Below are 23,705 nucleotides of genomic sequence, written 5' to 3' on the forward strand. Positions count from 1 at the left end.
TCAAGCGCGCAGCGCGAACCGCGCGGCGCTACGCTGCGGTGGTATGGAGATACCGGTTTTATCGTTATGAGGATGCTACCGGTAAGCCGGTGCAGGAGGCGCCGCAGCGTTGGAATTATGAAGCGAGGCTGCTTACTCGTGAAAACCACAGCGACTGGCCTATGGCGCGAGGCGAGCCGTTATGAGGATTATTGCTCGGAGCAGGGTTAGCAAATCGCTCTGGCAGGACATGCATTTGTCCGAAAAGGACGTCGCTTTTACAAAGTTCTGTCTCCGCGCGCACATTCCAGCGAAGGCGCGTCGAGAGGAGTGCATCTATTTGGTGCGAAACGAAAAGGGGCTCTGCCAGAGCCCCCTCCGATATCACTTAACGTTTTGCGCTATCGCTTTTTCGATACGCTGACGACCCGCGTGGGCAAGCTTACTAACCCCAGCCTCCTTTGCCACCGCGTAGACGAGCCCCTCTCCTACATGGCCCAGCTTGGTCATTTCATCTACCAAAGCCCGCAGTTCGGGCAAGCAGATGTCAGCGAGAGGGCGAATTGAATCGTCATCATTAGGTCTACGGAAGACGACGTTCGCCTCCGAGTGTAGATGCACGGGCCAGAAGAACGTTCCGGACTGCTCCTCTTCATGGGAACGGAATCGAGCCCGCGCAATTTGATCGACACGATCACGAATGCGTGAGCCGGTTCTGACCCAACCATGAGCACGCGCGATACGCCGTGCAAGTGCCGTATCAAGCACAGGCCCCTCTTCAGAAACCACGTGGGCGATCATCTGTTCCAAAGTAGCCGTGTAACTCGCTTCGAAGAATCGGTCTGGATCGATACCTTCCACAGCCTCGGCAGGGTCTGCTTCCTTGTAAACCAGGTGCTCCACTGGAACATAGGGAACCACAACTTCCTCTACTGGTTGAGGCGCCGCAGCTCTAGCGTATTTCAACTCAGGTAATGCGCCAGACGGGTCGTTGGCTTCAACAACAGAGGCCGAAGCTACAACAGAAACCTGATCCACCACCTCAATAACTTCAGCCATCGCGGCATCGATTTTCAAGCGCTCCGCCTCATGCGCAGCGTCGATGATGGCTTGCTTGGCTCTCGACTCAGTCAGGAGCTCCGTCAATTGTTGATGAACCTTTTCCGCAGTCCCTACAGCATCAACCCACCAGTCGGTCGACCAAATTCGCACGATCTCCCAGCCAAGCCCGCGTAATACAAACTCCCGCAACTTGTCGCGATCACGCGCAGTTGCACTGCGGTGGTAGGTGGCACCATCGCATTCAACGCCGGCAAGGAACCTTCCAGGTGCATCGGGATGAACGACTCCTAAATCGACTCGGAACGACGAGACGCCAATCTGGGTGTGAACTTGCCAACCCTTCTTGGCCAAGGCAGCTGCAACCGCCTCTTCAAACGGGCTGTCGAACCCACCTACGCTGCCGAAGTTGGCTTCTGCCAAGGCCTGTGTGCCCCGCTCTGCAAACTCGAGGAAGTGTTTCAGGTCACGCACCCCAACCGCTTGCGTCCGGGCAAGGTCAATGTGCTCTGGACGAAGGGTCGAGAACAGCACCAATTCCTGGCGAGCACGTGTGATAGCAACATTCAGGCGACGCTCGCCTCCAGGACGGTTCATCGGGCCGAAGTTCATCGACATCACGCCGGCAGCGTCTTTCCCGTAGGTAGTCGAGAAGTAGATGATGTCTCGCTCATCGCCCTGAACACTCTCCAGATTCTTCACAAACACAGGCTCCAGCTCAGACTCAGCGAAATACGAGTCGAGCGACGGATCCTTCCGGCATGCCTCATCAAGCATATCCATGATGAGCTTCTGCTGCTCTCCGTTGAACGTGACCACACCCACGGTGCGTCGGCGTTCACGGAAGACTGGCGACTGAAGGCGAGCGACGAGGTCAGCGACCAGGGCTCTCGCTTCGATCAGGTTCGTACGTGAACCGCCCTTGTCGTAGATGCCTGCTACTGGACACAACCGCACGGCCTTATCAGTCGTGAATGGTGATGGGAACGTCACCAGCTTCGAGCTGTAGTAACGCTGATTCGAGAAGGCGATCAAGCTCTCGTGACGGCTACGGTAATGCCAGTTCAAATTCCGCATCGGCAGGTTTGCGCTGATGCATTCATCCAGAATGCTCTCGAGATCAGCCTCGACGTCCTCATCATCAGCCGTAGACTCCGCACGGTCGAAGAACGAGGTCGGCGGGAGCTGTTTCGGGTCGCCCACCATTACGACCTGCTTTCCTCGCGCCATCGCACCAATCGCATCCCAAACTGGAATCTGCGAGGCCTCGTCGAAGATAACCAGGTCGAACGGGGTCGATGCGGGCGGCAGGTATTGGGCAATCGAAAGCGGGCTCATCAGTAAGCAAGGCGTAAGCTTCGTTAACGCTTCTGGTGCTCGCGTCATAAGCTCGCGTAAAGGGATGTGCTTGGTCTTTTTGCCCATTTCATGACGCAGCAAGCCCCACTCAGAAGAGCGGCTCACGCTGTCCTGACTTGGCAGGTCAGCACACAGCCGAGCACGGAGCCAGTCCTTCGTCAGCTCGGTGAACTTGTCATCCAGCGCTCGGAAATCGCGAATACGCTGTTCGTGCTCAACACTGACAAACGTCCGGATCACTTCCTCATTATCGACAGTGGTATTCAGCCACCAGCGAGCGTAATTCACCTCGAAGACGCGGCGGACTTTTCCGGAGGTGATTGCTCCGCTTTCCATAGCTTGGACAATTGGGGCGAGGCCAACGGCGAAAGCCTCATCGCGCACCTTTCTCCAAGCACACCATGCCTTGAGTCGCGCCTCGGAAGAAACGACGGTCTCGCAATTTTTCTTGAGGTCATTCAACGAAAGATGTGCGGTCTCATCAGCCCCGGCCTCGGTGAAGTGACCGATCGAAGTCAGATGCGATGAACGCTCCTGCAACAACGCAAGCTTTTCACGAAGGGCCACGCCTGCGAGAGCTATCGCACCTTCAGGCTCTAGCAAGGCGTTGCCATCTCCCAAGAGCGTTTGGAGGGGAGCCTTGTAAGCTGCGATGTGCTCCGGATTCAGCGCGAGCTTCGCAATAGCCGTTGCTACCTGCCCTTGGAACACCACAGCCTGACGTGCAACTTCAAGCTTGGTCTTCAGGTCACTCCAGACCGGTACCAGCTCTCGCAGGTCAGCCAGGTCGGACAGATCACGTTCAACCGCTGCCCGCTGCTTTAACAGGTCGAAGTCACCTTTAAGCAACGCTCCACAGCGGCCCTCCTGCACTTCTGGGTGATCATCAACAAGGCGACCACGCTCTTCGATATCTCGACGCTCAGCCTGGAAACGCAGCGCTGCAGTAAGGAGTTCAATGTTTGTGTCCTTGCCGCACCAAAGCTGCTGAGTGGTCGGGCCAAGGTCGGACAAGGCGGCCATATCGCTATTAAGGCGCGTCAGCGTGCGAAGTCGTCGCAGCTCTTCCTTCAAGGCGTCACCCAGCTGGCCTTGCTCGACCAACTGGAGCCCATCATCAATCCAGTCCGAGTCTGCTTGCTGGAGCCGAATGGCCTCTTGAAGCTTGATCGACGTTGAAAGCTGCTCAGCCACAGACTTTGAACCTTGCCAAACGGCAACGCACTCGTGTCCGGGCTCAAGCTCATCAATAGCACGGCGCACGGCGCGGATTTCTGCCCAGATGGCCAAATCTTTACCGTGATCGGCCTCGCCTGCAGTGGTTTGAGTCGGGGCTAGCAAACCTGCGATACGACGCTTACCGAACCAGGACTTTGGCCAGAACGATTCCTCGGCCTCTTTCCACTCACGCAGCAACAGATCGATGTCGAGCGATTCGATGGTATCGCCATAGGTCGCACTGAGCTGCTGCTTGAGCTCTTCTATTTGGCCAAGCAGTGCCACCGCCTGAGCAAGGACATCGGTGACACTCGCCGGCCAGGCTGGGCTGAGTTCACCGAAGGTGATGCGACGTTGCTGTAGCAACTCGATACCCTGCTTCGCTTCCGCCACAACGCGTGAAGGCCAGAGCGGCGAAAGCTTGCCGTTGAGTTCTCGGTGTTGTTCAACCCACGCACAGCCATCGCTCAGTCGTTGGGATATGGAGCGGGCATCAGGCCGCAACGCGAAGCGCCAATCCTGCCCTGCTGCCGCGGGTAGTGCCTGGGAAAGGACTGACAACCCCTCCAGTGCTGTCGCGGTGTATTCCGAAGTCGGGAACCCAACCAACTCAACGAACCGATCAGCCGCCCGCTGCACATCCAGCACAGCAGGCAATACATCGCGAGCTGCCTGCACCAGCTGTTGCTGCCAATGGGGTGACCATTCCGCCTGGCCTATAGCGGACAACGCATTGCCCACTAAAAGGCCGTATCCCACAGCCTGCGCGTTCACTTCGAGGCGATCGGCCAACTCACGAAGCTCTAGTATGGCTTTCTGGTCATGCGTGTCAGGTGACGCCCAACCAACAGGAGCAACAGCTTCATCGCCACCCGAAGTGACGGTGCCAATCGCACCGTAGATGGTGTAACCGTTGCGATGACGCTGGTGCAGCCGCTCCACGTAAATGTTCAGGCTATCGCGCAGCGTTGCGAGGCGCTGAGCCTCAACCTCCCATGCAGCAGAGTCGACCTGCCCTTTCGCCTCCCAAGCGGACTGCAGCTGGGCCAGCACATCAGTTTTCCGAGCCTTGCTTGAGTGCAACTCGAGGCAGAACTCACCCAAGCCAATCTCACGGAGGCGACGATACACGACATCCAGCGCGGCGATCTTTTCCGAGACGAACAGCACGCGACGCCCTTGGGCAATCGACTGAGCGATCATGTTGGAAATCGTCTGGCTCTTGCCGGTACCGGGTGGGCCAATCAATACGAAGTCTTTGCCCTTGGCTGCCGCCATCACTGCAGCCAACTGAGATGAGTCTGATGGCAGTGGGCAGAAAACATCGGTCGGGCCGTAATCACGATCCAGCGATTGCGCCTCTGGGAACGGTGTATCCGAAACGAACGAATCGCGTGGGGTATCCAAAAGGTGCTGAACGACAGGGCTCTGCCGCAGATGCTCAGCGTTCTCGGCCAGATCCTTCCACATGAGGTATTTGGCAAATGAAAACATCGACAGCACGACGTCTTCGCTCAACTCCCACCCTGGGATGTCCTTGATGGCATGTCCGACCTTGTTCCAAATGCCGGCGATATCAAGACCAGAATCGTCCCGAGGCAACTCGTGCTCCAGGGAACCCAAGCCCAACTCGAAGTCCTGCCGAAGCATTTCAATAAGGGTTGGGTTGAAGCGCGGCTCATCATCGTGGAGCACCATGGTGAATCCGGAGCGAGCGCTCTTGCGCTCCAGCGTAACCGGAACCAAAACCAATGGCGCCTTGTACTTCTGCCCTGCCCTGTCCTCACGAGTCCAACTCAAGAAGCCGATGGCCAGGAAGAGCGTATTGGAGCCGCCTTCTTGCAGCGCTGTGCGAGCACCTCGGTACAGTTCGGTGAGTCGAACATCCATCTCGTTGGATGTCAGCGCAACGAACACCTCTCTGCGCTTAAGCGCATCCTCGGCATGCCGGCGACGAACATCCTCACGCTCGCGTTGCTCATACAGAGCGCGCTCCCTCGGATCAGCACCATCCATGAGGTCTGGACGGGTGAGCAGCTTCAGCGACTGACCACTGGCCAGTACATCCTCAAGAGCACCCGGGTCTGGAGACTCGAGCTTCAAAGCCCGCTTGCCCGTCTTGAAGTTGAGAAGGTTATTTCGAAGCGACAGATCCAGCAGTTTGCGCTGCCAGCGGCCTAGACGATCAGCAGGATCGAGTTTGGAAAGATCTTCGACGACCACCTCATGCACTTCATCTGGCATGTCCAGGCCGTCTTCAACCAGCAGCGGTGCGGCCTCGTCCGGGACTTCCAGAGCAACTCGTGGTATCTGAGCCTCGGAGCTCGCCAGGGGCTTGATGCGCTGCAGACGTGCGCGACGTATGTCTAGCAGCATCTCGAAGTCGCTGTCTGAGTCTTCAGCTATCTGCTTCGCTCCGCGCTCGACGGCATAGGAGAAAGACGGAGCAAGGTTCTGAGTAACGAGGGTGGTCTCGAAAAGCACCAGCTCGCGCAGCTTCACCCGTTTGCGCACCGCGGTCACATCATCCACCAGCGCCGTCGTAAACTCTTCCGGCTTCATCCACAGCCCCACGAAGGCATGCCCCCGGGTAAAGACGATCACCGGGTTCAGCCCAATTTGCTCAAGAGCTGCACAGAAAAGCAGAGTGAGATCCATACAGGTCGCCAAACCAGTGTCGGCGATTTGGCTGGGACTGCGCACCTTTTGGCCAGTCTGCTCAAAGCTCGCCGGTGGCAACGCGTAATCAAGCTTCATTCGTGCCACGGCGCCCCAGACTGCTGACGCCAGCTGCCAGACACGCTTCGCACCACCCTCGTAGCCATCGAGCGCCGAAGACTTCTCACTGAGACGTAGCAATTCAGCCGTCTGCTTCAACAACCGTTCAACTGCCGGATCATTGGGTTGTACGAAAGCGGCAGTCATATCTGGGATATGACGAAGCCCACCCCACTGGTTACGCGGCAAAAGGTCTACAACCTGCTCTAGGCGAGCAACTTCCTTCCGACCACTCTCGGACGCCTTGTCATCGGTCTCAAGGACAAAGGTAAAAGTCGAAAGCTCCGCCTCTGTGAGACGACTGAGCAAGGGGCCATCCAAGACCAGATCAAGCCCCGGAATAACTCGAAAGCTGTCAGGTGCGACTTCGTCGATTCGCCAGACCTTGGCCTTGAACACCTCAGGCTCTGAGGTCAATGTCAGGGTCACATTGACGAAGCGTTCTTCGGTCTCGTTCGCGATGCGAAGTTCCCGAATCACGGGAATGGCGTTCTGGAAGTCGGCAAGGTTCAGCTTCGCCACCAACGTGGCCAGAATCTTGACTTCTTTAGGCGGGATTTCTTCTTGAGCAGCGAGGGGCTGAACGATGTCGTCCATGCGCAACCTTCCTTGTCGTTATGCCCAAGGGAGTGCCGGATTAGGCCGGCCAAGGAGCCCCTCTTGAGCTGATGGCGGGATGATAGCGCTTCCAGCTTCAGGCGTAATGATCCTTTGGTCGTTGTAAGGCGCACGAATCCATGCGACAGCCAGGATAGGCAGGTGAGCCACGACGAACAATCTGGGGCATGTCGATCGGCTAGGTGACCGCAGATCCCCCAGCCGTGACCGACTTCAGTGAGAACAGGGAAAAAGTGTGACGCTCATCACATTTCAAAAATAAGTCGTCGTTTTGGTCTGTCAATTTTTTTTGTGAGACGGAGTTCTATATTTGAGACCCAAAGAAAAGCGAGATCTGCTCCGCTGCATTTCTTCCGTCTCTCCCGCGATCTTGGCCACATGCTTTTCGATGCCGTTTTGCTTCTAATCTCGTGTTGCAACGATGGAACTGATACAGATCGGCCCCTTGGGGCTCGGGGCAATCGCTTCATTGGCCGCAGGCCGCTGCTTTTCATTTTGCGTTCAATGCCAAGGCGCGCAGCGCTCGGTGGATGAATCCGTTCACAATGGGCTGAAATTTCCGGTCGGTGACAGACAACAGGTTATTAGCCTGTCGATGATTCGCTTAGAGGTGCCGTGAAAACCGCATCCCGTCCAATAGATCGCATCAAACGCCGATTTCGAGAGCCAGGAGATCCTCAGTGATGGCTTCGGGCGCCAACCCACTCGTCACCAGTCGATGCTGTATGCCCCTGCAGATGTGCGTCCATAGACGCGATCGCAGCTCGATATGCCAGCCCTGGTCGTAGTACCTGACATTCCGGCGAGATTTTGCATTCAGGGCTACGACTAGTGAAGTGTAAGCATCCTGGCCTACCCATTCGGCAGTGATTCGAACAGGCTCGTCTTTGCCAGGTTTACGCTCATATTCGTCGAGCAACCCGCTCAGAACGTGGACGAATTCGTCGCCGCAACAAGCCGAGGCGCGCCTCCAGATTTCAGTGATGATCGTGCTGTCCATTTCAGGCGCTCGGTCGCCCAGGAGGCCATGATGGCTGCGCAGGGCAAAAGGCCATCAATATGCGCGCTGGTACTGAAACCGCATTAGCCCGAGTGATCGCGGTGATAGTCGGCGCTCCCCCTCATCTGGCCCAGCTGATGTGAGCGCTGGAACCTTGACGAAAATCTCTTCACTGGCTGGTCGATGGTCGACCACTCAACGGTGGTGCGGGCCCTGGAAGTAATCGTCCCGGTCAACCAGGCCCAAATCAGCACTCTCAGCAAACGGCTCATCATTGAACAGGTGCTGAACACGTCGCTCTTGCTTCACGTACGCCAGGGTCTGGAAAAAGCAGTGCTCACAGAGGTGTACCTCAAAGCGCTGGCCATCGTGGTCGCTGCCATATCCCCAGTGGGCTTGCAGGGTTCCATATTGGTAACTGCCCGCGGCCATGCGCGTAGAGCTACCGCAGACGTCACACGTGACATCAGTGATGGCCTCAATCTCGACCAGCCCGGTAATTTTCACTGTTGGCTCCTAGAAAATGGCTTCGCCCCATGTTGGACGGCAGGCTGGCGATCGGCGACCAGGCGAACCGAGCTCAACCGCAGTCTCGTATGCCGAAGCGCTTCACCGAATGCGTGCGTTCTTGGTCATGCGCGTGATAATAGGAGGAATAGAGAGGCCTTGTCAGCCGTCCAAAGGCTTATAAGATCCGTTAAACTTCCCTACCTGCAATGTTAGAGTCAGATGTTTATGCCTCAGTAGATACCGGTCATGGCAGCATTGGCTGACGTGGATGCTCTGGATGCGGTGGGCCTGGCAGGCATTATGTTAGGTCGGACGGAATCTACCTGCGCCCATTTCCAGCGCACTCGCAAGCTCATCGAGCGCATAACGCAAACATTGATCCTCTATTGCGTCGCCAGAACTGGGTTGTAGCTGACGAGAGTGCCTGATGAGCGCTTGGAGATGCTTTACACTGAGTTCCAGTTCAATCAGCACGCGATCTTCAAATGAAAGCTCCTCAAGTCGGTCGAAGAAAACAGGTACTACACGAGTCCCAGTGAATCCCCCATCTCTCGGAGAGCCTAGTAGGTATCCATAACAAATATTGTCTTGAACTAGCACAACCATCAGTAGCTTGTTAAGCTCGCGACGCCTCCCCACAATCCAATCTTCAAGGAGTCGCGGAGAACCGGTCGAATCGGCAATAAAAATATTTAGTTCCATCATCGACTTGGGCCATACGCTCTCCGAACAGTTCGTACCAAAGGCAACAGGGACTAGCAAGCAATACCCTTCCCTTAAGCTCGCAATGGCCTCGTTGTGGTGGAAGGTAATGGGTAACGGGTCGATTTCGTAATATGGTACGAAAAATAGCGTGCCAATCATTTTCTTACCGCCAGAGAAATTGGCCGCAATTCGAAATTCCGCTACCCCATCAGACTGGGGAAGGTCAACGCGAGGGGATGCAAAATCTGAGGCTTCTGTCACCTGTCGATACCTCAAACAAAAACGGCCCCACTCGGAATATAAATCATTCATTCCGGCCCTCCAGGAATGACGGACAGATTGAATTCAGTGATACAGCGCTTAGTGAAAGAAAATTTCTCCCTGCCCCTAATACCTGCCACTGTGCGAAGCGCGATTTGAAGCCTGGATTTATACATGTTTTTGAGCCCTAGAGTTAACCGCCCCCGCGAAGATCCGACTAGGATACGAACCCGTGTTCGATGCGATCTAGCACACCTCTGACTCTTCGATATCCCGCCTCATCGCGTACGCACTCCAATGCGGTGGCGCCACTGAAAACAGTCCTAGGCTGCGACAACCAAATGTTGGCCTTGGCTTTGCTGCCAAACACTTGCTCGGCTTGATGCTGAATTAGCTTCTCAAAATTCATGGCTGCTCCGAGCACGCTAACGTCGAGCATGGGGGTGGACGATGAATTCCAAGAGTTTTCATGACGCCACCTTACTTCGTAGCTCTAAGAAGTCGATAAAGTGATAAAATTTGGCGCAGTGTATGGTCAGATCTCTATCACGAAATCAGGAGCAAACCCCGTTCGCTCACCTGGATAGCCCTTGGGATTCGAGACCAAGCGGCAGCCCAAGACTTCAGTGTCGATAGCATGATGTGTGTGACCGAAAAACCACGCATCCGCCTGCTCGATCAAGTCGTGCCATTGGTTGTAGTAAGCCGCCGCAAGGTGGCCTTCATGGCCATTTCCGGCTACCTCTGCAATCGGGCAATGGTGTGTAACCACTATGGTCTTGCCGTCAAAATTCTTGGCCAGTTCCGCGAGCAGGAACTCACGACTGGCGATGTTCCGAGCAATGAGGTCGGCTGGCCGAAGCTTCCTGTAATCCTCTCCGATTCGAATACGCCTGAAGTCACTCATCCACTCAGCACAGTCTCTCATCGCAGCGTTGTAGTCACCCGTCGAGGTAAAGTCTGTCCACGCGGTCGCCACCAGAAACCGGCTCCCACCGATGATCAGACATTGGTTATCTAGGACATGGACATGCTCCGCAGCTGCAGCTCGCATTTTGATCAGCGTTCGATCAATGTGCGATTTGTAAAATTCGTGGTTGCCGCAGACATAGATCACCGGGCATCGGAACGTCTCATTTGCCCATGTCACCCCGCGACAACGCATCGATATGTCGCCAGCTAATACGACCAGATCAACCTCTACCGGAGGTGGCTCAAAGCCAACAAACTCCAAGTGCAAGTCTGAGTAGATCAGAATCCTCATCAGGTGCCCGTGCTCCGTGTGGCTTAGGGTGGGTCGCCTCTTCAAGTCGCGTCCTGAGTAACCTCGCCCACGTTATCGAGCGTAAGCACTGCCGTTAGACTCGTGTACTTTCGAAAACCCGGCCCTGCCAGGTAGTAAAGCGTGTCCTTGCTCTCAAATACCGACTCAACCAGTGCATGCATGAAGCTCGACCTCAGCCCACCTGGCCGTGAACCTTGAGTGCGACTGTCGAAAACGATCTCGCGCCCTAGCATGACTGTAGGATGTAGGCCCTGATCCTCCAGGGTTCTTTCGTCTTTATCCGAGACCATCACGTCGAGCAGTATCCAGCTCCTTATCACGCAGAAGGGTTTTGCTCCGAAGCGCTTCTTGGCCACCTCAACCAGCTCGTCATCCGCCAATGGCAGGCCCTCCACATGCTCTGCGCCATCGAGAAAGAAATGCGCCAATTGTGCTGCTTCCACCTTCCCACCTTTGTTGTTGTCAGAACCGATACCTGAGTGATTAGCCATCGCTTTCGTTCGCGATTTGCCAGAATTATTTCCACCGCCTATCAAGAGCTAGCGCGAGCCTTCAACGCTTTGTCTGTGATCAATCCGCCGACCGTTTTCGCTGGTATACCCTGCCATGAAGTCTGAAACTCGCAGCCTCAGTGCCGCTGGAATCCATCAGATCTCAACCTCGAATTCAGGACGGAACTGCAGCCCCTCACCGGGATAGCCCCTAGGATTCGACACCACACGGCAGCCATATTTGACGAGGTCAACCGGGTGATGCGTGTGACCAAAGACCCAAAGATCTGCCTGCGCAACGAGATCCGGCCAATGATTGGCGTAGGCTGCCATCAGGTGCTCACGCGGCCCACCGACTAAACCGATCAGCGGGGCATGGTGTGTTACCACTACCGTACGCCCAGGAAACGGAGTGCTTAGCTGCTGGGCAAGCCAGGCGCGCGATGCTGCATTGCGCACGACCAGATCTGCAGGCGTTAAGCGGCGGTCGCTGGTATCGACGCGAATGGCCATAAAGTCATTCATTCGCTCATGGGCCGTTCGCATCCCAAGATCCCTTGAGCCCGTTGATGAAAAGTCAGTCCACGTTGTCGAGCCCAGGAACCGGGTTTGTTTCCAAACCCAGCATTCGTTCTCCAAGACGTGCACGTGTGGTGCTGCGACCACCTTCATTTTTTCGAGCGTTTTATCCAGGTGACCACCATAAAATTCGTGATTTCCACAGGTGTAAATGACCGGGCAACTGAAGGTCTCGTTGGCCCACTTTACACCCCGTGCTTTAGTGCCGATGTCACTGGCCAGGATGACCAGGTCAGCTTCCGTCGCCGGCGGCGTGAACGCCTCGAATTCGGTGTGTAAATCGGAATAGACCAAAATTTTCATACAGCTACCCGCAGGACTGACTCAGTCCCGGTGTCTTCGATTAAGCGATATATTGAAATTGTCCATGGCTTGCGCTTGGACGGGCCAACCTGCCCTCACGGACGCGCAGCGAATCGCAACAGTTCCATTCATTTGACTATACGACATTGAGCGGAACTGCGCAAACCGGGCATACAGTCGGATTTTAGGGATACTCCCGAATGCTCAGGCAAGCGATCGCCGCAGCGTTGACCCACGTTCGCCAGCAACAGCGAGTGGTGCTTACTGACCTTGAGGAAGGCGTCACCGCCGCTCACCTCAGCCGGATCGAACGCAGTGAACGAGGAGTTACGGTCGAGAAGCTGGATGAGATCGCACGACAGCTGGGTGTACATCCCCTTACCCTCCTCGCGCTTGCATACGGGGCAGATGAGGTTGTGCGACCTACCGATCTCTTAAAGCAGGTATCCAAAGAGGTGGGCACCCTGGGTGGGTCGATCGCCCCGCTCGCGATCAGGCCTGAAACCAGGACACATTCCAGAGTGGCAGCGGCCAATGAGCGTCGGGAAGAGGTGCAACGACTGAAGAGCCAAGGGTTGACCAAGGCTGAGGTGGCTCGGGAGCTTGGGGTTTCCAAGCAGACTGTGGGAAGGCATTGGTAGATGATCCCTAGTGCCTTGGTCGCTAGCTGACTCGCTTCAAAAATGATGAGCTGTAATTTGTCTTGGGTCTTACGGGCTCACCGTCGTCCTACCAGACGGCTCCCCTCGCCCAAAGAGAGTCTCGCCTGATCGACGTGCGGCTCTGACATCAGAGACGGATCAGCTTCGTCGGCAAACTAAGCCTGTCTGATGCCACGCCAAGCGACCGCCATGCGTAGGCCATTTGCTCCCTAAGCTCAACTACGGCTAAGGAACATTGCGCAACCATGCCCCCTTCATCGGCACAAGGGTGCTCAACCCCCTTGTCAGTGGCGAACCAGAGGTTGATGCCCTAGCGCTGCAAGCTGGTAGTCGCTGATGGACTGAAATAGCTGTTCTGCAGTCAATCTCAGCCGCTCTACTTCTACATCGGCCTCCCCTGCTTCTTGGGCTTGGTGATAACGCTTCATTGCCTCGATGGCTTCCCGCATAACGGGATCGTCGGGCATGAGCATTGACGCAACATTCCTTTTCATTGCTGCTCCATATGCGTCTCATCGGTAACCAACAGAGTAGCGCTAACGAGCAGCCCACACTCTTCAATTGATGATTGCAACAATGGACTTGTACGTCGCTCAGCATGTCACTGACGCGGCTTGACGGACACAGAGGTAGATGCCAATTTAACATCAAGCCGAGGAGTCAAGGAGTGACGCGTGAAGATCACTATAAATGTGTTCTTGCTCAAGGAGGGGCGAACCGTCCAGGACGCGCTTTCCGATGAGGTCAACCTACGACCTATCGCCTTTGCATTGGGCGAAGTTGAATGCCTTTTCTACCACCAGAGGAATCCTTCCCATCCAAAGTGGACGCAGCTCTTTGGCGCAGTCCCGGAGGTGGCCGACCTCGACTTGACCGGTAGATCGCTCAAAGCCCTGCTCGTTCTGGCAATCAACGACAGGGTCTTTTGCTTTACCTTTGGCCATGCCAGGCACCTGATTGATCCGCTCGCGATTGAGCGCTACTTCGGGCTACGTACAGCGCTCAGCTTGACCGATCCACTGCTGATCAAGTCCGTGGAGAAATCCAACATTGACCGCACCCCGCTGCGCTCAAAGGCGCAGTCATCAAGGCTGTTGTCGATATCGGAGTTCGACTTCAAGTTCGATTCGGAGATCCTCAAATCTCTGACCGGGATTGTGGAGAACGACCAGGATGAGGGGGAGTACGTCAGCGGGTCGGACTCATTGGCGCTCCATTCCGATGTAAAGCTCGAAGAATTCCCTGAAATCGCGCTCCGCCTGTTGACAGCGTACGAGGATGAGCACTGCAAGGAAAAATATCCTTGGATGGACTTCATCGTCCCAGTCCGCGACGCTGCCCTCAAAGGACAGTTGGACAGGGTGCTGGTAGAAGCGATGAATGCCGAGCGGTTCGACTGCGTCCGCGCAGCGGCACCTGAGCTGCTTGGTAATGACGTCAGCGGCTTCGGCTATGTTAAACACAGTGCCCGAGCGCACAATGGCCCAGCAATCTCATTCGATCTGGATCTTCGTCAAGCCCTGCTCGCTAAGCACCTATTAGGAGGCATAACTCGCCCACTTCTTGATTCCGAACGCATCTACCTCTACGGCGCGGACGAACAACGACTCGCCACTTGGCCTTTGTACATGTGCTTGGAGGCGGAGATCGAGCACGAAGGAAAAATATATCTGCTGAGCGAAGGTGACTGGTACCAGATTGATCGCGACTACACCGAGCAAGTGAACCACTTTTTTGAGGCCGCAACACCGTGCAACCTGGTGTTTCCTCCCTACCGCACTGACCATGAAGGCGCCTACCTTCGGCGCATTGCTGACAACGTCAATTTCTATCTACTCGACCAAAAACTGGTGAGACTAACTGGCGCAGGCGGCCCGTTCGAGTTCTGTGATTTGCTCACACCTGATAACCACATCATCCACGTCAAGAAGTACTCATCGTCGAGCGTGCTGAGCCACCTCTTCTCACAGGCCTATGTGTCCGCCGAGGCGCTGATCAATGCACCGGATGTGGTTACCCAGGTGAACGCACACCTGGCAGAGCTGGGTGGTTTCCAATTCGCCTTCAACCCGGCCACCCAGCCGCGCAACAAAATCGTGTTCGCGATCATGCAACCCAATGCAGAACTGCACATGCCGTTTTTCTCGAAGGTCAACTTCAGGCAATTTGCCCAGCGGCTTACTGCAATGGGCTACCAAGTCGAGGTGTGCCGGATTAGCAATAGAGACGTTGACGCAGCCTGAACATTCTACGACAAGGCCTCAAAGGACGGTGCATCACATATTTGTGAGCAGCGCCGCCACACTGCACGCCCGCCTACCATCTCCTCAAACTCGAAGAGGCGGGCGTCCAACTGTCCGACGAAACAGTGCGCAGATGGCGCATGAATGACAAGTCGAAACGAGTGGCGCCAAAAGTTTAGCAGGCCATCAAACTGGAAGCCCATAGATCTTGAATTATCCAGGGTACCACTGATGTAATATGGCTCCTCCTACTTGGCCTAATCATAACGATTAAGGCATCTACAAAACCAACGCGACTCGGATTAATCATACACGGAGCCACATACTCTTAACTTTTACACGAGCCCGCCAGGCAATTTCTGCGTGTCTTGCCCAGCGCTAACGGCCACACCAAAAGCTTGTAAAGATAAAGCCCTTACATCAATACTGGCATTACCAGAGACGGCAGACTCTATGACCAGCAACTAACTAAACCAATTCCTACAGATTTTTAGTCCACACAGGCAACTCCATCCATAGATTACTAAAACTGACTGAGCGCTTCCCTCCCCGCACAGCAGTGTGCGTAAGCGATGCTGACACCTAGCAACAACCATTCGTCCGATACTTGGCAACTATCAATATATGCTTAAATAGAAAAAAGTTGGTAACCCCACGTCCTGGCTCAAGTTTTTTGCTCGACCCTTCTGCATCTACCTGCCTTCCCTAACGAGACGCTGTGGTCGCACTTGCAAATATGGAGCGACCAATTATCCTCGCTCGAAACATCTACTCGCGAGCATCAATCATGTCACAGGTAGAATCGGTCACCCTGCAGCGCAGAGAACCCCAGATTGCCCGGTGCTCACGATTCTTTTTCGCTGAGCACGACCTGCTTGATCGCAAAGACGGACGTATGGTCTGCTCGATTTACTCTACCCACCAACACATGGATGCAAACGGACGTTATCGCTTGAGCGTGGGCATTCAAACATTTGCCGTACTTTGGGAGTTAGACGGCACTGATTCGAGACTATTCAACGTCATTGAAGAAGCCATAGCGTGCGACGTGCTCGCACCCGTCCAGCTGATTCATCATTCAAAAGGCCTGCTGACGCTTCTCGTGGATCCTTCATTTCGTCAAATCACAGGGCAGTTCGAGGAGTTCTGGCGTTGCATCGCGACCAATGTCATCTGTGATAGCTGGGAGTTACGCATTCTGTTCGAGCAGGACATCCAGCCCTCCATAGAGGGCCGTAGGTTTCGCGAATACGCTCAAAGTATCCTCGCCGTAGAGAGCTTAGGGATTGAGGATATCAGCCTAGATCACTTCCTATTCAGGGAAGAGTGGAATCAGGTCATGGATGACATTGCGAGCAGCCAGCGGGCTGAGTCGGAAATGAATGATGGCCAGTCAGCACTTGACTCTTCTGATAACGACAAATTAGACGACGAACCGCCCTTCTAGCACACACTAATATCGCCCTCATTCTGACTCCAGTTAGCAACCCAAAACTTCCCAGGTTAAAGCACCCAATCTATACCCAGAGGAGATACCAACTCACAAACACAATTCCTACCAATCCACTTGTTAATACCCCACCGCCATATACGAAGACGTCAGCCAATAGGAAATAAGTAACCAAGCTTCAACTCTCGCCCCGTCGAAAGCGCAACTCTCACATAGAGGCCCAGCATTGAGATGATAACCTTCACGCAAATTTGGCTACACAACCTGACCGAGCATGATGAAAGAAGCGAGGGGGAGAATTTTCCGAAATTCCTGAACGACGGGAGCCCGATCGATATCCGCCGTCGTGGCCTAGCAGCCTTTCGGACATATCTGGGAGTCATGCGCATTACTGATGAAAACAACATCAATTATGATGAGCTTATGGCATTCAGAGGATTTTTAAACGTGACTATGCAGCTTGAAAAAACTGAGGTTGCGAATGTATTACGGGCCGTTTGCGCTGAGCAGGCTTCTAACGTGGCCATCGACGTTCAATCTGCAGCCAAAATCATCGAAGAATCTCAGTATGAATGCAACATGATTTACTTGTTATTTCGCGACCCCACCCAACTAGAAATCAGGCGCTACGAGTCGTTATTTGAATGTACCGAGGCCAACAAGGTGATCCGTCTCGATTTTGGCGCTCTGAGAAACACTCTCAACGAAGAAGATTTTTCTTACTTTAGCCAATTGCTCGCCGCATACCTTTCTAAGCTACCTCAAGATGAAGGAACTCAAGAGGGCAATGCGATCTGCGGTTTGATGCAGGGATTGGTGACACGCCATCCTAATGTAAAACTGTCTCAACTCCATCTTGACGAAAATAGCTCTGCAAGCTTCATGAGGTATGCAGAGTATGAAGCAGTTGAGCAGGCGATAAGGGCTGGCTATTCGGAGCCATTGGCCTTTGAGAATCGCAATATCGTCAGACACTTGCTTATAAACTTCTTTGCTTACAACAGCTTTCTCATCATCGAAGAGTAGCTGCCTCCCCATATTCGTCTCGCGTTGAAATTCATGTTCGGTCATTCTTCGCAGTTCGCCTCTGCGCTGAACACAGCATCTACCAAGGAGCACATCATGAGCAATGGCAATCAGCAGACACCCACAAGTGTAACTTTACCTCCCTCGACCTCCCCAAACAGGAGCTTAATATTAAATAAGACGCTAGCAAAAACAACAACATCCAGCCTCCTTCACAAAAGCTCGCTCATGACAGCCTGCTACACTTGCGAAAGATCCATATCACTTGAAGCCTTTTTAAAATACACACCAATAAAACTCACCAGCAATCTACTTCGCTTCACTCAACTTGACACGTGGGCAATATTAAATACCATTACACTCCTAAAGGATGAAAAGTTTTTGCTAGCAGAATTGAAAGATACAGCTACCCAACACCAAGAAAAATCTTATTTACTTCCGTTTGTGATGTTAGCTGACCGACGTGGTCGGCCGGCAGTTCCCGAGACAACACTGGCGCTGTTTCGTAAAGCGTTGACTCCGGGCAAGACTATACACGGCAAGAAGAAGATGCATGTTAACGTCATTGTACCTGAAATAATCTGGGAAGCATTTCTCATCAAGGCGCTGGGCTGGTGGGTCGAATCTGGAACCGCACCGGAGCATTTGGTTGAAATGAATTTAGAGTTGGATCTCGGGCTCTGACTCACGCTTTTTGGACAGAGAAAACCACTGTGCTAGGATTTATGATTGATTAGCCTGAATCATGCGGTCGGCTCGCAAAGGCATTAGCCACAGGTGCTTCATCCTCCGCATGCCCTCTCGCATGCTTTCTACGGAAGTCAGAAACAGCCGACATTCTGACAACGGAGAAATGCCATGCGCTTTCCTATGTTACAGTCTGATCTACTCCGTACCGGAGCCTTCAAGCAGACCGCCAGGAGAATTCAACGGGGTTGGCCAGGTGCTAATGGGTTGAGTCTTATGGAAGCACAGGAGATATTGGCACGAGGGCTTGGTTACGAGGATTGCCATCATCTCCAGCAGTCTCTGATCAAAGAATCCCCCCCTTCTAGCTCAGACTTGATCCATGCACCCAGTGAAACTGAGGTTAGAGTAAGCATCCGAGCGTTCATCATTGCGCATTTCAAAATTGAAGGTGCCTCAATAGCTGATGTGGATGCGTTACTGGCCTCACTCTCGCTGCATCGCCTCCAGGCTTACCAAAATCTTAAGCTGCAAGATGTGCATACAAAGGTGCAGCATACGACAGCGCAGTCAGCTGTTGGGCCTGGGCAGCCCATTGAAGAGTTGACGAAGCCTCACGAAGCTTTCAAGAATCGCCTTGATTGGAAAAATCAGATATTGACCGAGCAACAGCTTGCACAACTGGAAATTGTGGTCAAAACATCTGCAAACCTAAAAGAGAGATGCATGTATGTGCTGCTAGCTAAAGGCCTCCGAGCCCGAGAGGTTGTCACCGCGCAGGTAGGCTTCCCTATGAGTATTTACATGTTGAAGGATAAGTATTCTAGGCTCCTTAATGTCCATTTGTCTCCAGCCCAGATCGACCTGTTCTATCAGTACATTAAAGATGCGGGCCTCAAACGAGGAGACTATCTGTTCATCAAAACACCTGATGATCTGGGCTCAGGTATTAAGACGCTTACTCGCATGTTTGAAGGGTGGATTCAGAGGGCAGGAATTGAAGGGAAGCACCGTGTGCGCGCCATGCGTCTCTCGGCAGTTTTGTTGTATAGCAGGTGAAGTGGCTGCATCAATCAGCGCCCCTTCTCTACTCAAGCTTCCTACTCCACATCCAAAAAGCGCATTTCCAAGTGAATCTCAATCGGCGCGGGGTGGCGTTCGCCACCTCGCCTCCTTGGCTCTTTGGCTCCCTCCCCCAGCATGAGTGAGTGGGTTCGGGTGATGAGAGCTGAGCTGCTGCGATCAGCCTACAACCCCGAAGCGGTAGCTGACAGGCCAGTACTCTCACTGGGCGGGCAGAAAAATGTGCGGATTAATATTTCAGGAAAGAGGCAATCATTCAGTCCAGAGTGCTGCTTCCTCGTCAAAGAGTCGAACGCAGATTTAGGATTGGACAAAATTTCAGTCCCAGAAATACTCCTAAAAATAGTCCCCGTAGAACAACGAGTTAGATCGTGGCGGTGGAGTTGTGGGATGTCCTTGGGATCACTATCCACGATTCGGGCGACCCGCTGGCCTGGGCGGAAAAGGCCATTGCCCACTATGAGCGGCTGGGGATCGACCCGAAGAGCAAGACCCTGATCTTTTCCGACGGGCTGGACCTTCCCAAGGCGCTGGGGTTGTACCGGGCGTTGCATGAGCGGATCAATGTGAGCTTTGGCATTGGGACCAGGCTGACCTGCGATATCCCGGGGGTGGAGCCGATGAACATCGTGATCAAGATGACAGCGTGCAATGGGGCCCCGGTAGCCAAGATTTCCGACAGCCCGGGCAAGACACAGTGCCGGGATGAGAACTTCGTGGCCTATCTGAAGCATGTCTTTCGGGTGGATTGAGGCCTGCACAGTCACCCCACCTCTTGCAGACCAACACACAACTCCAGAAACCGCGCCGCAGCCCGCGAGGGGGTGGCGGCATGCGGCACCAGAATTGAAAACCGCCGCACCAGCGCCTGCGGCACGACCTGCAACCGCTGCAAAGCCCCATCCTCATGCCGGATCGACATCGCCGATACAAAACCGATCCCCATCCCGGCCCGCACCGCTTCCTTCACCCCTTCCACCCCGGCAATTTCCAGCGCCACGCGCATCGCCACGCCGCTGCGGGCAAATGCCCGCTCGACGATCTGCCGCACACCCGAGCCGCTCTCGCGCAACACCAACGGGTAGGCCCCCAGTGATGCCAGTGTCTGCCGGTCACTGCCAGCCAGCGGATGAGCACGCGGCACGATGGCCACGATCTCGTCTTCCCGCCACGCCGTCACCGACGTGCCCAATGGCAGTTCCTGCCCAGGCGGCCCTTCGATCAGGGCGATATCGACGCTATCCAGCGCAGCGACGATTTCCGCCGTGTTGCCGTTGGAAGTACTCACCAGCACTTCCGGATAGCGGGCATGGAAATCGGCAATCAGGTAAGGCAGCAGGTAGCTTGCCGGCGTGGTACTGGCGCCGATGCGCAAGGTGCCGCGCTCCAGCCCGCGCATGGCCTCGCGCAATGCCTGGGCCTGACGGAAGGTTTCGCGCAAGCGCTCGGCATGGGCCAGCAATTGCTCGCCGGCTGCTGTCAGCCGCACACCACGGCCGGCGCGCTGATACAGAGGCTCGCCAAAGGCCTCCTGCAGCAACTTGAGCTGGCCAGACACCGCCGGCTGCGACAAGTGCAGGGCCTGGGCCGCATGGCTGATGTTGCCGTGCTCGGCGACGGTAGCAAACGTTATCAGTTGTTCTGGGGTCATGAATGAAAAATATCAGCTAAACGGATATTTTCCATCCTAAATTACGATTTTTTATAAGCTTATAACCAGACTAACGTAAGCCATGTCGAAACACTTTTCCGGAGGACTCACATGGCCACGGCTCCGTCCAACCCCGCCTTTGCTCCTACCCTCTCTACCCGAGGGCGGCTCAATGGCATCCTGTTCGTCGCGCTGTTCGCGCTTGCGGTCACCCAGTTGGCTGCCCTGCCCGCCATTGCCAACATGGGCATCAGCCCGCTGATCGTCGGTATCGTCGCCGGTGCGCTTTACGGCAATGCACTGCGTGACGGTGTACCGGCAAGCTGGGCGGCGGGTATCAACTTTTCGGCCCGCGGCCTGCTGCGCATTGCCGTGGCCTTCTTTGGCCTGCGGGTAAGCCTGCAGGAAATTGCCGAAGTCGGCTGGTCCGGGCTCATCGTGTCGTTGCTGGTGGTGTCCAGCACACTGCTGATCGGCCTGTGGTGCGGCATGAAGCTGTTCAAGCTGGACCGCGATACCGCCTTGCTGACCGCAGCCGGCAGCGCCATCTGCGGCGCCGCCGCGGTACTGGCCTTCGAGTCGGCCCTGCGCAGTGCACCGCATAAAAGTGCCATGGCGGTAGGTAGCGTGGTGCTGTTCGGCACCCTGTCGATGTTCCTCTACCCATTGGCGATCAATGCCGGCTGGCTGCACCTGGACACCATGGGTGCCGGGCTGTTCCTGGGAGGCACCATTCACGAAGTGGCCCAGGTGGTCGGTGCGGCCAGCAACGTCAGCCCCGAGGCCACGCATATCGCCACCATCGTCAAGATGACCCGGGTGATGTTGCTGGTACCGGTACTGCTGGTGGTGGGCCTTTGGATCAGCCGCGCGCGCCAGCCGGGCCAGGCACAGGGCAATGGGCGCATCGCCATGCCCTGGTTCGCCTTCGGCTTCCTCGCGCTGGTACTGGTGAACTCGCTGCAGGTGTTGCCGGGCAGCCTGACCCAGACGATCAACAGCCTGGATACCTTCGCCCTGACCATGGCCATGACCGCGCTGGGGATGGAGACGCGCCTCAGCCAGATTCGCCAGGCCGGGCCGCGGGCACTGGCCACCGGGGCGATTCTCAACCTTTGGCTGGTGTTTGGTGGCGTGGCCATTACCCTGGGTGTGCAGAAGCTGTTGGGATGACTTGAGACCGAGTCGCCTGCTTCGCGGGCTTGCCCGCTCCTACAGGTCCAGCGCAAGCCTGAAAGCGGCGCGGCCCCTGTGGGAGCGGGCAAGCCCGCGAAGAAGCCAGCCTGGTCTCAAGCTTTTTCCACTCCCCCCTCGTTGCCGTCCACATTTCTCGGTATGGTGTTGTCAAAGAAGGATGTTTTACCCGCACAGGAAAGACTTAGATGCCTCAACGCAATGTCATCAATGCATCCGTCAGCCCCAAAGGCAGCCTGGAGACGCTGTCACAACGTGAAGTGCAGCAACTGAGTGAAGTCGGTACCGGTAGCCTTTACACCCTTTTCCGCCAGTGCGCCCTGGCCATCCTCAACACCGGCGCCCATGTCGACAATGCCAAGACCATACTCGAGGCCTATCAGGATTTCGAGGTACGTATCCATCAACAGGACCGCGGCGTGCGCCTGGAGCTGCTGAATGCCCCGGCCGACGCCTTCGTCGATGGCGAAATGATCGCCAGCACCCGTGAAATGCTGTTCAGCGCACTGCGCGACATCGTCTACACCGAAAGCGAGCTGGCCAGCCAGCGCATCGACCTGGAAAGCTCCCAGGGCATCACCGACTATGTCTTCCACCTGCTGCGCAACGCCCGCACCCTGCGCCCGGGCGTGGAGCCGAAGATGGTGGTGTGCTGGGGTGGCCATTCGATCAGCAGCGAGGAATACCAGTACACCAAGAAGGTCGGCCACGAGCTGGGCCTGCGCAAGCTGGACGTGTGCACAGGCTGCGGCCCGGGTGTGATGAAGGGCCCTATGAAGGGCGCCACCATTGCCCACGCCAAGCAACGCATGCACGGCAGCCGCTACCTGGGCCTCACCGAGCCGGGCATCATCGCCGCCGAAGCGCCCAACCCGATCGTCAACGAACTGGTGATCCTGCCGGACATCGAGAAGCGTCTGGAAGCTTTCGTCCGGGTCGGCCACGGCATCATCATCTTCCCGGGCGGTGCCGGCACGGCCGAGGAGTTCCTCTACCTGCTGGGCATCCTCATGCATCCGGACAACCAGGACCTGCCTTTCCCGGTGGTACTCACCGGCCCGCGCAGCGCCGAGCCGTACCTGCAACAATTGCATGCCTTCGTGGGCGCCACCTTGGGTGAAGCGGCGCACCGCCTGTACGAGATCATCATCGATGACCCGGCTGAAGTTGCCCGGCACATGGTCGAAGGGCTCAAGGCGGTAAAGCAGTTCCGCCGCGAGCGCAACGATGCCTTCCACTTCAACTGGCTGCTGAAGATCGAGGAGAGCTTCCAGCGCCCGTTCGACCCGACCCACCAGGCCATGGCCGACCTCGACCTGCGCCGCGAGCTGCCGGCTCACGAACTGGCCGCCAACCTGCGCCGGGCGTTTTCCGGCATCGTTGCTGGCAACGTGAAAGACAAGGGCATCCGCCTGATCGAGGAACACGGGCCGTACCAGATCCGTGGCGACAGCGCCGTGCTGGACCCACTGGGCCGGCTGTTGCAGGCGTTCGTCGACCAGCATCGGATGAAGTTACCTGGCGGCGCGGCGTATGTACCGTGCTACCAGGTGGTGACCTGAGT

At 55.5% G+C, this 23,705-nt stretch carries 19 protein-coding genes and 1 pseudogene; 9 read left to right on the forward strand and 11 right to left on the reverse strand.

Features of this window, described 5'->3' with window-relative positions; translation table 11 throughout:
* Positions 1–363: 363 nt before the first annotated feature.
* The 9 genes from IRZ77_RS03670 to IRZ77_RS26875 all read right to left on the reverse strand — a co-directional run bounded on the left by IRZ77_RS03670 (position 364) and on the right by IRZ77_RS26875 (position 12,519).
* Positions 364–6,990, reverse strand: a complete 6,627-nt coding sequence (locus tag IRZ77_RS03670) for a DUF3320 domain-containing protein (RefSeq protein WP_196172946.1) — start codon at positions 6,988–6,990, stop codon at positions 364–366.
* 667 nt (positions 6,991–7,657) lie between these two features.
* The gene (locus IRZ77_RS03675) at positions 7,658–8,011 is read right to left on the reverse strand and encodes a hypothetical protein (protein WP_196172949.1); all 354 of its coding nucleotides are present in this window, start codon (positions 8,009–8,011) and stop codon (positions 7,658–7,660) included.
* A 195-nt stretch (positions 8,012–8,206) separates the two neighbouring features.
* Entirely contained in the window at positions 8,207–8,518 is a 312-nt protein-coding gene (locus IRZ77_RS03680; protein ID WP_196172950.1) for a hypothetical protein, read from the reverse strand.
* A 306-nt stretch (positions 8,519–8,824) separates the two neighbouring features.
* The gene (locus IRZ77_RS03685; protein ID WP_196173004.1) at positions 8,825–9,538 is read right to left on the reverse strand and encodes a hypothetical protein; all 714 of its coding nucleotides are present in this window, start codon (positions 9,536–9,538) and stop codon (positions 8,825–8,827) included.
* Positions 9,539–9,704: 166 nt separating this feature from the next.
* Positions 9,705–9,926, reverse strand: coding sequence for an MbcA/ParS/Xre antitoxin family protein (locus tag IRZ77_RS03690; protein WP_329603697.1), 222 nt, complete (start codon positions 9,924–9,926; stop codon positions 9,705–9,707).
* Positions 9,927–10,022: 96 nt separating this feature from the next.
* Positions 10,023–10,751 carry a metallophosphoesterase gene (locus IRZ77_RS03695; protein ID WP_196172952.1) on the reverse strand — a complete coding sequence of 243 codons (729 nt, stop codon included), beginning with the start codon at positions 10,749–10,751 and terminating at the stop codon, positions 10,023–10,025.
* A 41-nt stretch (positions 10,752–10,792) separates the two neighbouring features.
* The gene (locus tag IRZ77_RS03700; protein WP_196172954.1) at positions 10,793–11,215 is read right to left on the reverse strand and encodes a DUF6957 family protein; all 423 of its coding nucleotides are present in this window, start codon (positions 11,213–11,215) and stop codon (positions 10,793–10,795) included.
* A gap of 204 nt (positions 11,216–11,419) precedes the next feature.
* Positions 11,420–12,145, reverse strand: a complete 726-nt coding sequence (locus IRZ77_RS03705; RefSeq protein ID WP_196172955.1) for a metallophosphoesterase family protein — start codon at positions 12,143–12,145, stop codon at positions 11,420–11,422.
* A 128-nt stretch (positions 12,146–12,273) separates the two neighbouring features.
* The gene (locus IRZ77_RS26875) at positions 12,274–12,519 is read right to left on the reverse strand and encodes a hypothetical protein (RefSeq protein ID WP_230386334.1); all 246 of its coding nucleotides are present in this window, start codon (positions 12,517–12,519) and stop codon (positions 12,274–12,276) included.
* Here IRZ77_RS26875 and IRZ77_RS27250 point away from each other — a divergent pair.
* Positions 12,403–12,786 carry a helix-turn-helix domain-containing protein gene (locus IRZ77_RS27250; protein WP_408003925.1) on the forward strand — a complete coding sequence of 128 codons (384 nt, stop codon included), beginning with the start codon at positions 12,403–12,405 and terminating at the stop codon, positions 12,784–12,786. The two genes, IRZ77_RS26875 and IRZ77_RS27250, sit on opposite strands and share 117 nt — an antisense overlap.
* A gap of 305 nt (positions 12,787–13,091) precedes the next feature.
* Here IRZ77_RS27250 and IRZ77_RS03715 read toward each other — a convergent pair whose 3' ends face one another.
* Positions 13,092–13,280, reverse strand: a complete 189-nt coding sequence (locus tag IRZ77_RS03715) for a hypothetical protein (protein ID WP_230386333.1) — start codon at positions 13,278–13,280, stop codon at positions 13,092–13,094.
* A 201-nt stretch (positions 13,281–13,481) separates the two neighbouring features.
* On the opposite strand from IRZ77_RS03715, the gene IRZ77_RS03720 reads away from it, so the two are divergent.
* The 6 genes and pseudogenes from IRZ77_RS03720 to IRZ77_RS03745 all read left to right on the forward strand — a co-directional run.
* Positions 13,482–15,050, forward strand: coding sequence for a TIGR04141 family sporadically distributed protein (locus IRZ77_RS03720; RefSeq protein ID WP_196172958.1), 1,569 nt, complete (start codon positions 13,482–13,484; stop codon positions 15,048–15,050).
* A 787-nt stretch (positions 15,051–15,837) separates the two neighbouring features.
* Positions 15,838–16,497 carry a hypothetical protein gene (locus IRZ77_RS03725; RefSeq protein WP_196172959.1) on the forward strand — a complete coding sequence of 220 codons (660 nt, stop codon included), beginning with the start codon at positions 15,838–15,840 and terminating at the stop codon, positions 16,495–16,497.
* A 234-nt stretch (positions 16,498–16,731) separates the two neighbouring features.
* Positions 16,732–17,526: a hypothetical protein gene (locus IRZ77_RS03730; protein ID WP_196172960.1), complete on the forward strand. Its 795-nt coding sequence runs from the start codon at positions 16,732–16,734 to the stop codon at positions 17,524–17,526.
* A gap of 96 nt (positions 17,527–17,622) precedes the next feature.
* A complete protein-coding gene (locus tag IRZ77_RS03735; RefSeq protein WP_196172961.1) occupies positions 17,623–18,210 on the forward strand; it encodes a hypothetical protein in 588 nt (195 codons plus the stop codon).
* Between the two features lie 174 nt (positions 18,211–18,384).
* On the forward strand, positions 18,385–19,272 hold the full coding sequence (locus IRZ77_RS03740) for a hypothetical protein (RefSeq protein WP_196172962.1): 888 nt from the start codon (positions 18,385–18,387) through the stop codon (positions 19,270–19,272).
* Positions 19,273–19,706: 434 nt separating this feature from the next.
* Positions 19,707–20,048: pseudogene (locus IRZ77_RS03745) on the forward strand (nicotinate phosphoribosyltransferase); the annotation flags it as partial.
* A gap of 11 nt (positions 20,049–20,059) precedes the next feature.
* Here IRZ77_RS03745 and IRZ77_RS03750 read toward each other — a convergent pair.
* Positions 20,060–20,947: a LysR family transcriptional regulator gene (locus IRZ77_RS03750; protein WP_108480618.1), complete on the reverse strand. Its 888-nt coding sequence runs from the start codon at positions 20,945–20,947 to the stop codon at positions 20,060–20,062.
* 111 nt (positions 20,948–21,058) lie between these two features.
* Here IRZ77_RS03750 and IRZ77_RS03755 point away from each other — a divergent pair, with 111 nt between their 5' ends.
* Together IRZ77_RS03755 and ppnN are read left to right on the forward strand one after the other, a co-directional pair.
* The gene (locus tag IRZ77_RS03755) at positions 21,059–22,120 is read left to right on the forward strand and encodes a YeiH family protein (protein WP_085599145.1); all 1,062 of its coding nucleotides are present in this window, start codon (positions 21,059–21,061) and stop codon (positions 22,118–22,120) included.
* Positions 22,121–22,329: 209 nt separating this feature from the next.
* Positions 22,330–23,703 carry a nucleotide 5'-monophosphate nucleosidase PpnN gene (ppnN, locus tag IRZ77_RS03760; RefSeq protein WP_046615244.1) on the forward strand — a complete coding sequence of 458 codons (1,374 nt, stop codon included), beginning with the start codon at positions 22,330–22,332 and terminating at the stop codon, positions 23,701–23,703.
* Positions 23,704–23,705 lie beyond the last annotated feature (2 nt).

The organism is Pseudomonas pudica, assembly GCF_015680405.1.
Lineage (GTDB): Bacteria > Pseudomonadota > Gammaproteobacteria > Pseudomonadales > Pseudomonadaceae > Aquipseudomonas > Aquipseudomonas pudica.

Coding starts and splice junctions, on each gene's coding strand:
- IRZ77_RS03740 (WP_196172962.1), top strand. CDS start 18,385: ATGCGCTTTCCTATGTTACAGTCTGATCTACTCCGTACCGGAGCCTTC.
- IRZ77_RS03705 (WP_196172955.1), bottom strand. CDS start 12,145: ATGAAAATTTTGGTCTATTCCGATTTACACACCGAATTCGAGGCGTTC.
- IRZ77_RS03690 (WP_329603697.1), bottom strand. CDS start 9,926: ATGCTCGACGTTAGCGTGCTCGGAGCAGCCATGAATTTTGAGAAGCTA.
- IRZ77_RS03750 (WP_108480618.1), bottom strand. CDS start 20,947: ATGACCCCAGAACAACTGATAACGTTTGCTACCGTCGCCGAGCACGGC.
- ppnN (WP_046615244.1), top strand. CDS start 22,330: ATGCCTCAACGCAATGTCATCAATGCATCCGTCAGCCCCAAAGGCAGC.
- IRZ77_RS03670 (WP_196172946.1), bottom strand. CDS start 6,990: ATGGACGACATCGTTCAGCCCCTCGCTGCTCAAGAAGAAATCCCGCCT.
- IRZ77_RS03675 (WP_196172949.1), bottom strand. CDS start 8,011: ATGGACAGCACGATCATCACTGAAATCTGGAGGCGCGCCTCGGCTTGT.
- IRZ77_RS26875 (WP_230386334.1), bottom strand. CDS start 12,519: ATGTACACCCAGCTGTCGTGCGATCTCATCCAGCTTCTCGACCGTAAC.
- IRZ77_RS03735 (WP_196172961.1), top strand. CDS start 17,623: ATGAGCAATGGCAATCAGCAGACACCCACAAGTGTAACTTTACCTCCC.
- IRZ77_RS03755 (WP_085599145.1), top strand. CDS start 21,059: ATGGCCACGGCTCCGTCCAACCCCGCCTTTGCTCCTACCCTCTCTACC.
- IRZ77_RS03725 (WP_196172959.1), top strand. CDS start 15,838: ATGTCACAGGTAGAATCGGTCACCCTGCAGCGCAGAGAACCCCAGATT.
- IRZ77_RS03715 (WP_230386333.1), bottom strand. CDS start 13,280: ATGCTCATGCCCGACGATCCCGTTATGCGGGAAGCCATCGAGGCAATG.
- IRZ77_RS03685 (WP_196173004.1), bottom strand. CDS start 9,538: ATGAATGATTTATATTCCGAGTGGGGCCGTTTTTGTTTGAGGTATCGA.
- IRZ77_RS03695 (WP_196172952.1), bottom strand. CDS start 10,751: ATGAGGATTCTGATCTACTCAGACTTGCACTTGGAGTTTGTTGGCTTT.
- IRZ77_RS03730 (WP_196172960.1), top strand. CDS start 16,732: ATGATAACCTTCACGCAAATTTGGCTACACAACCTGACCGAGCATGAT.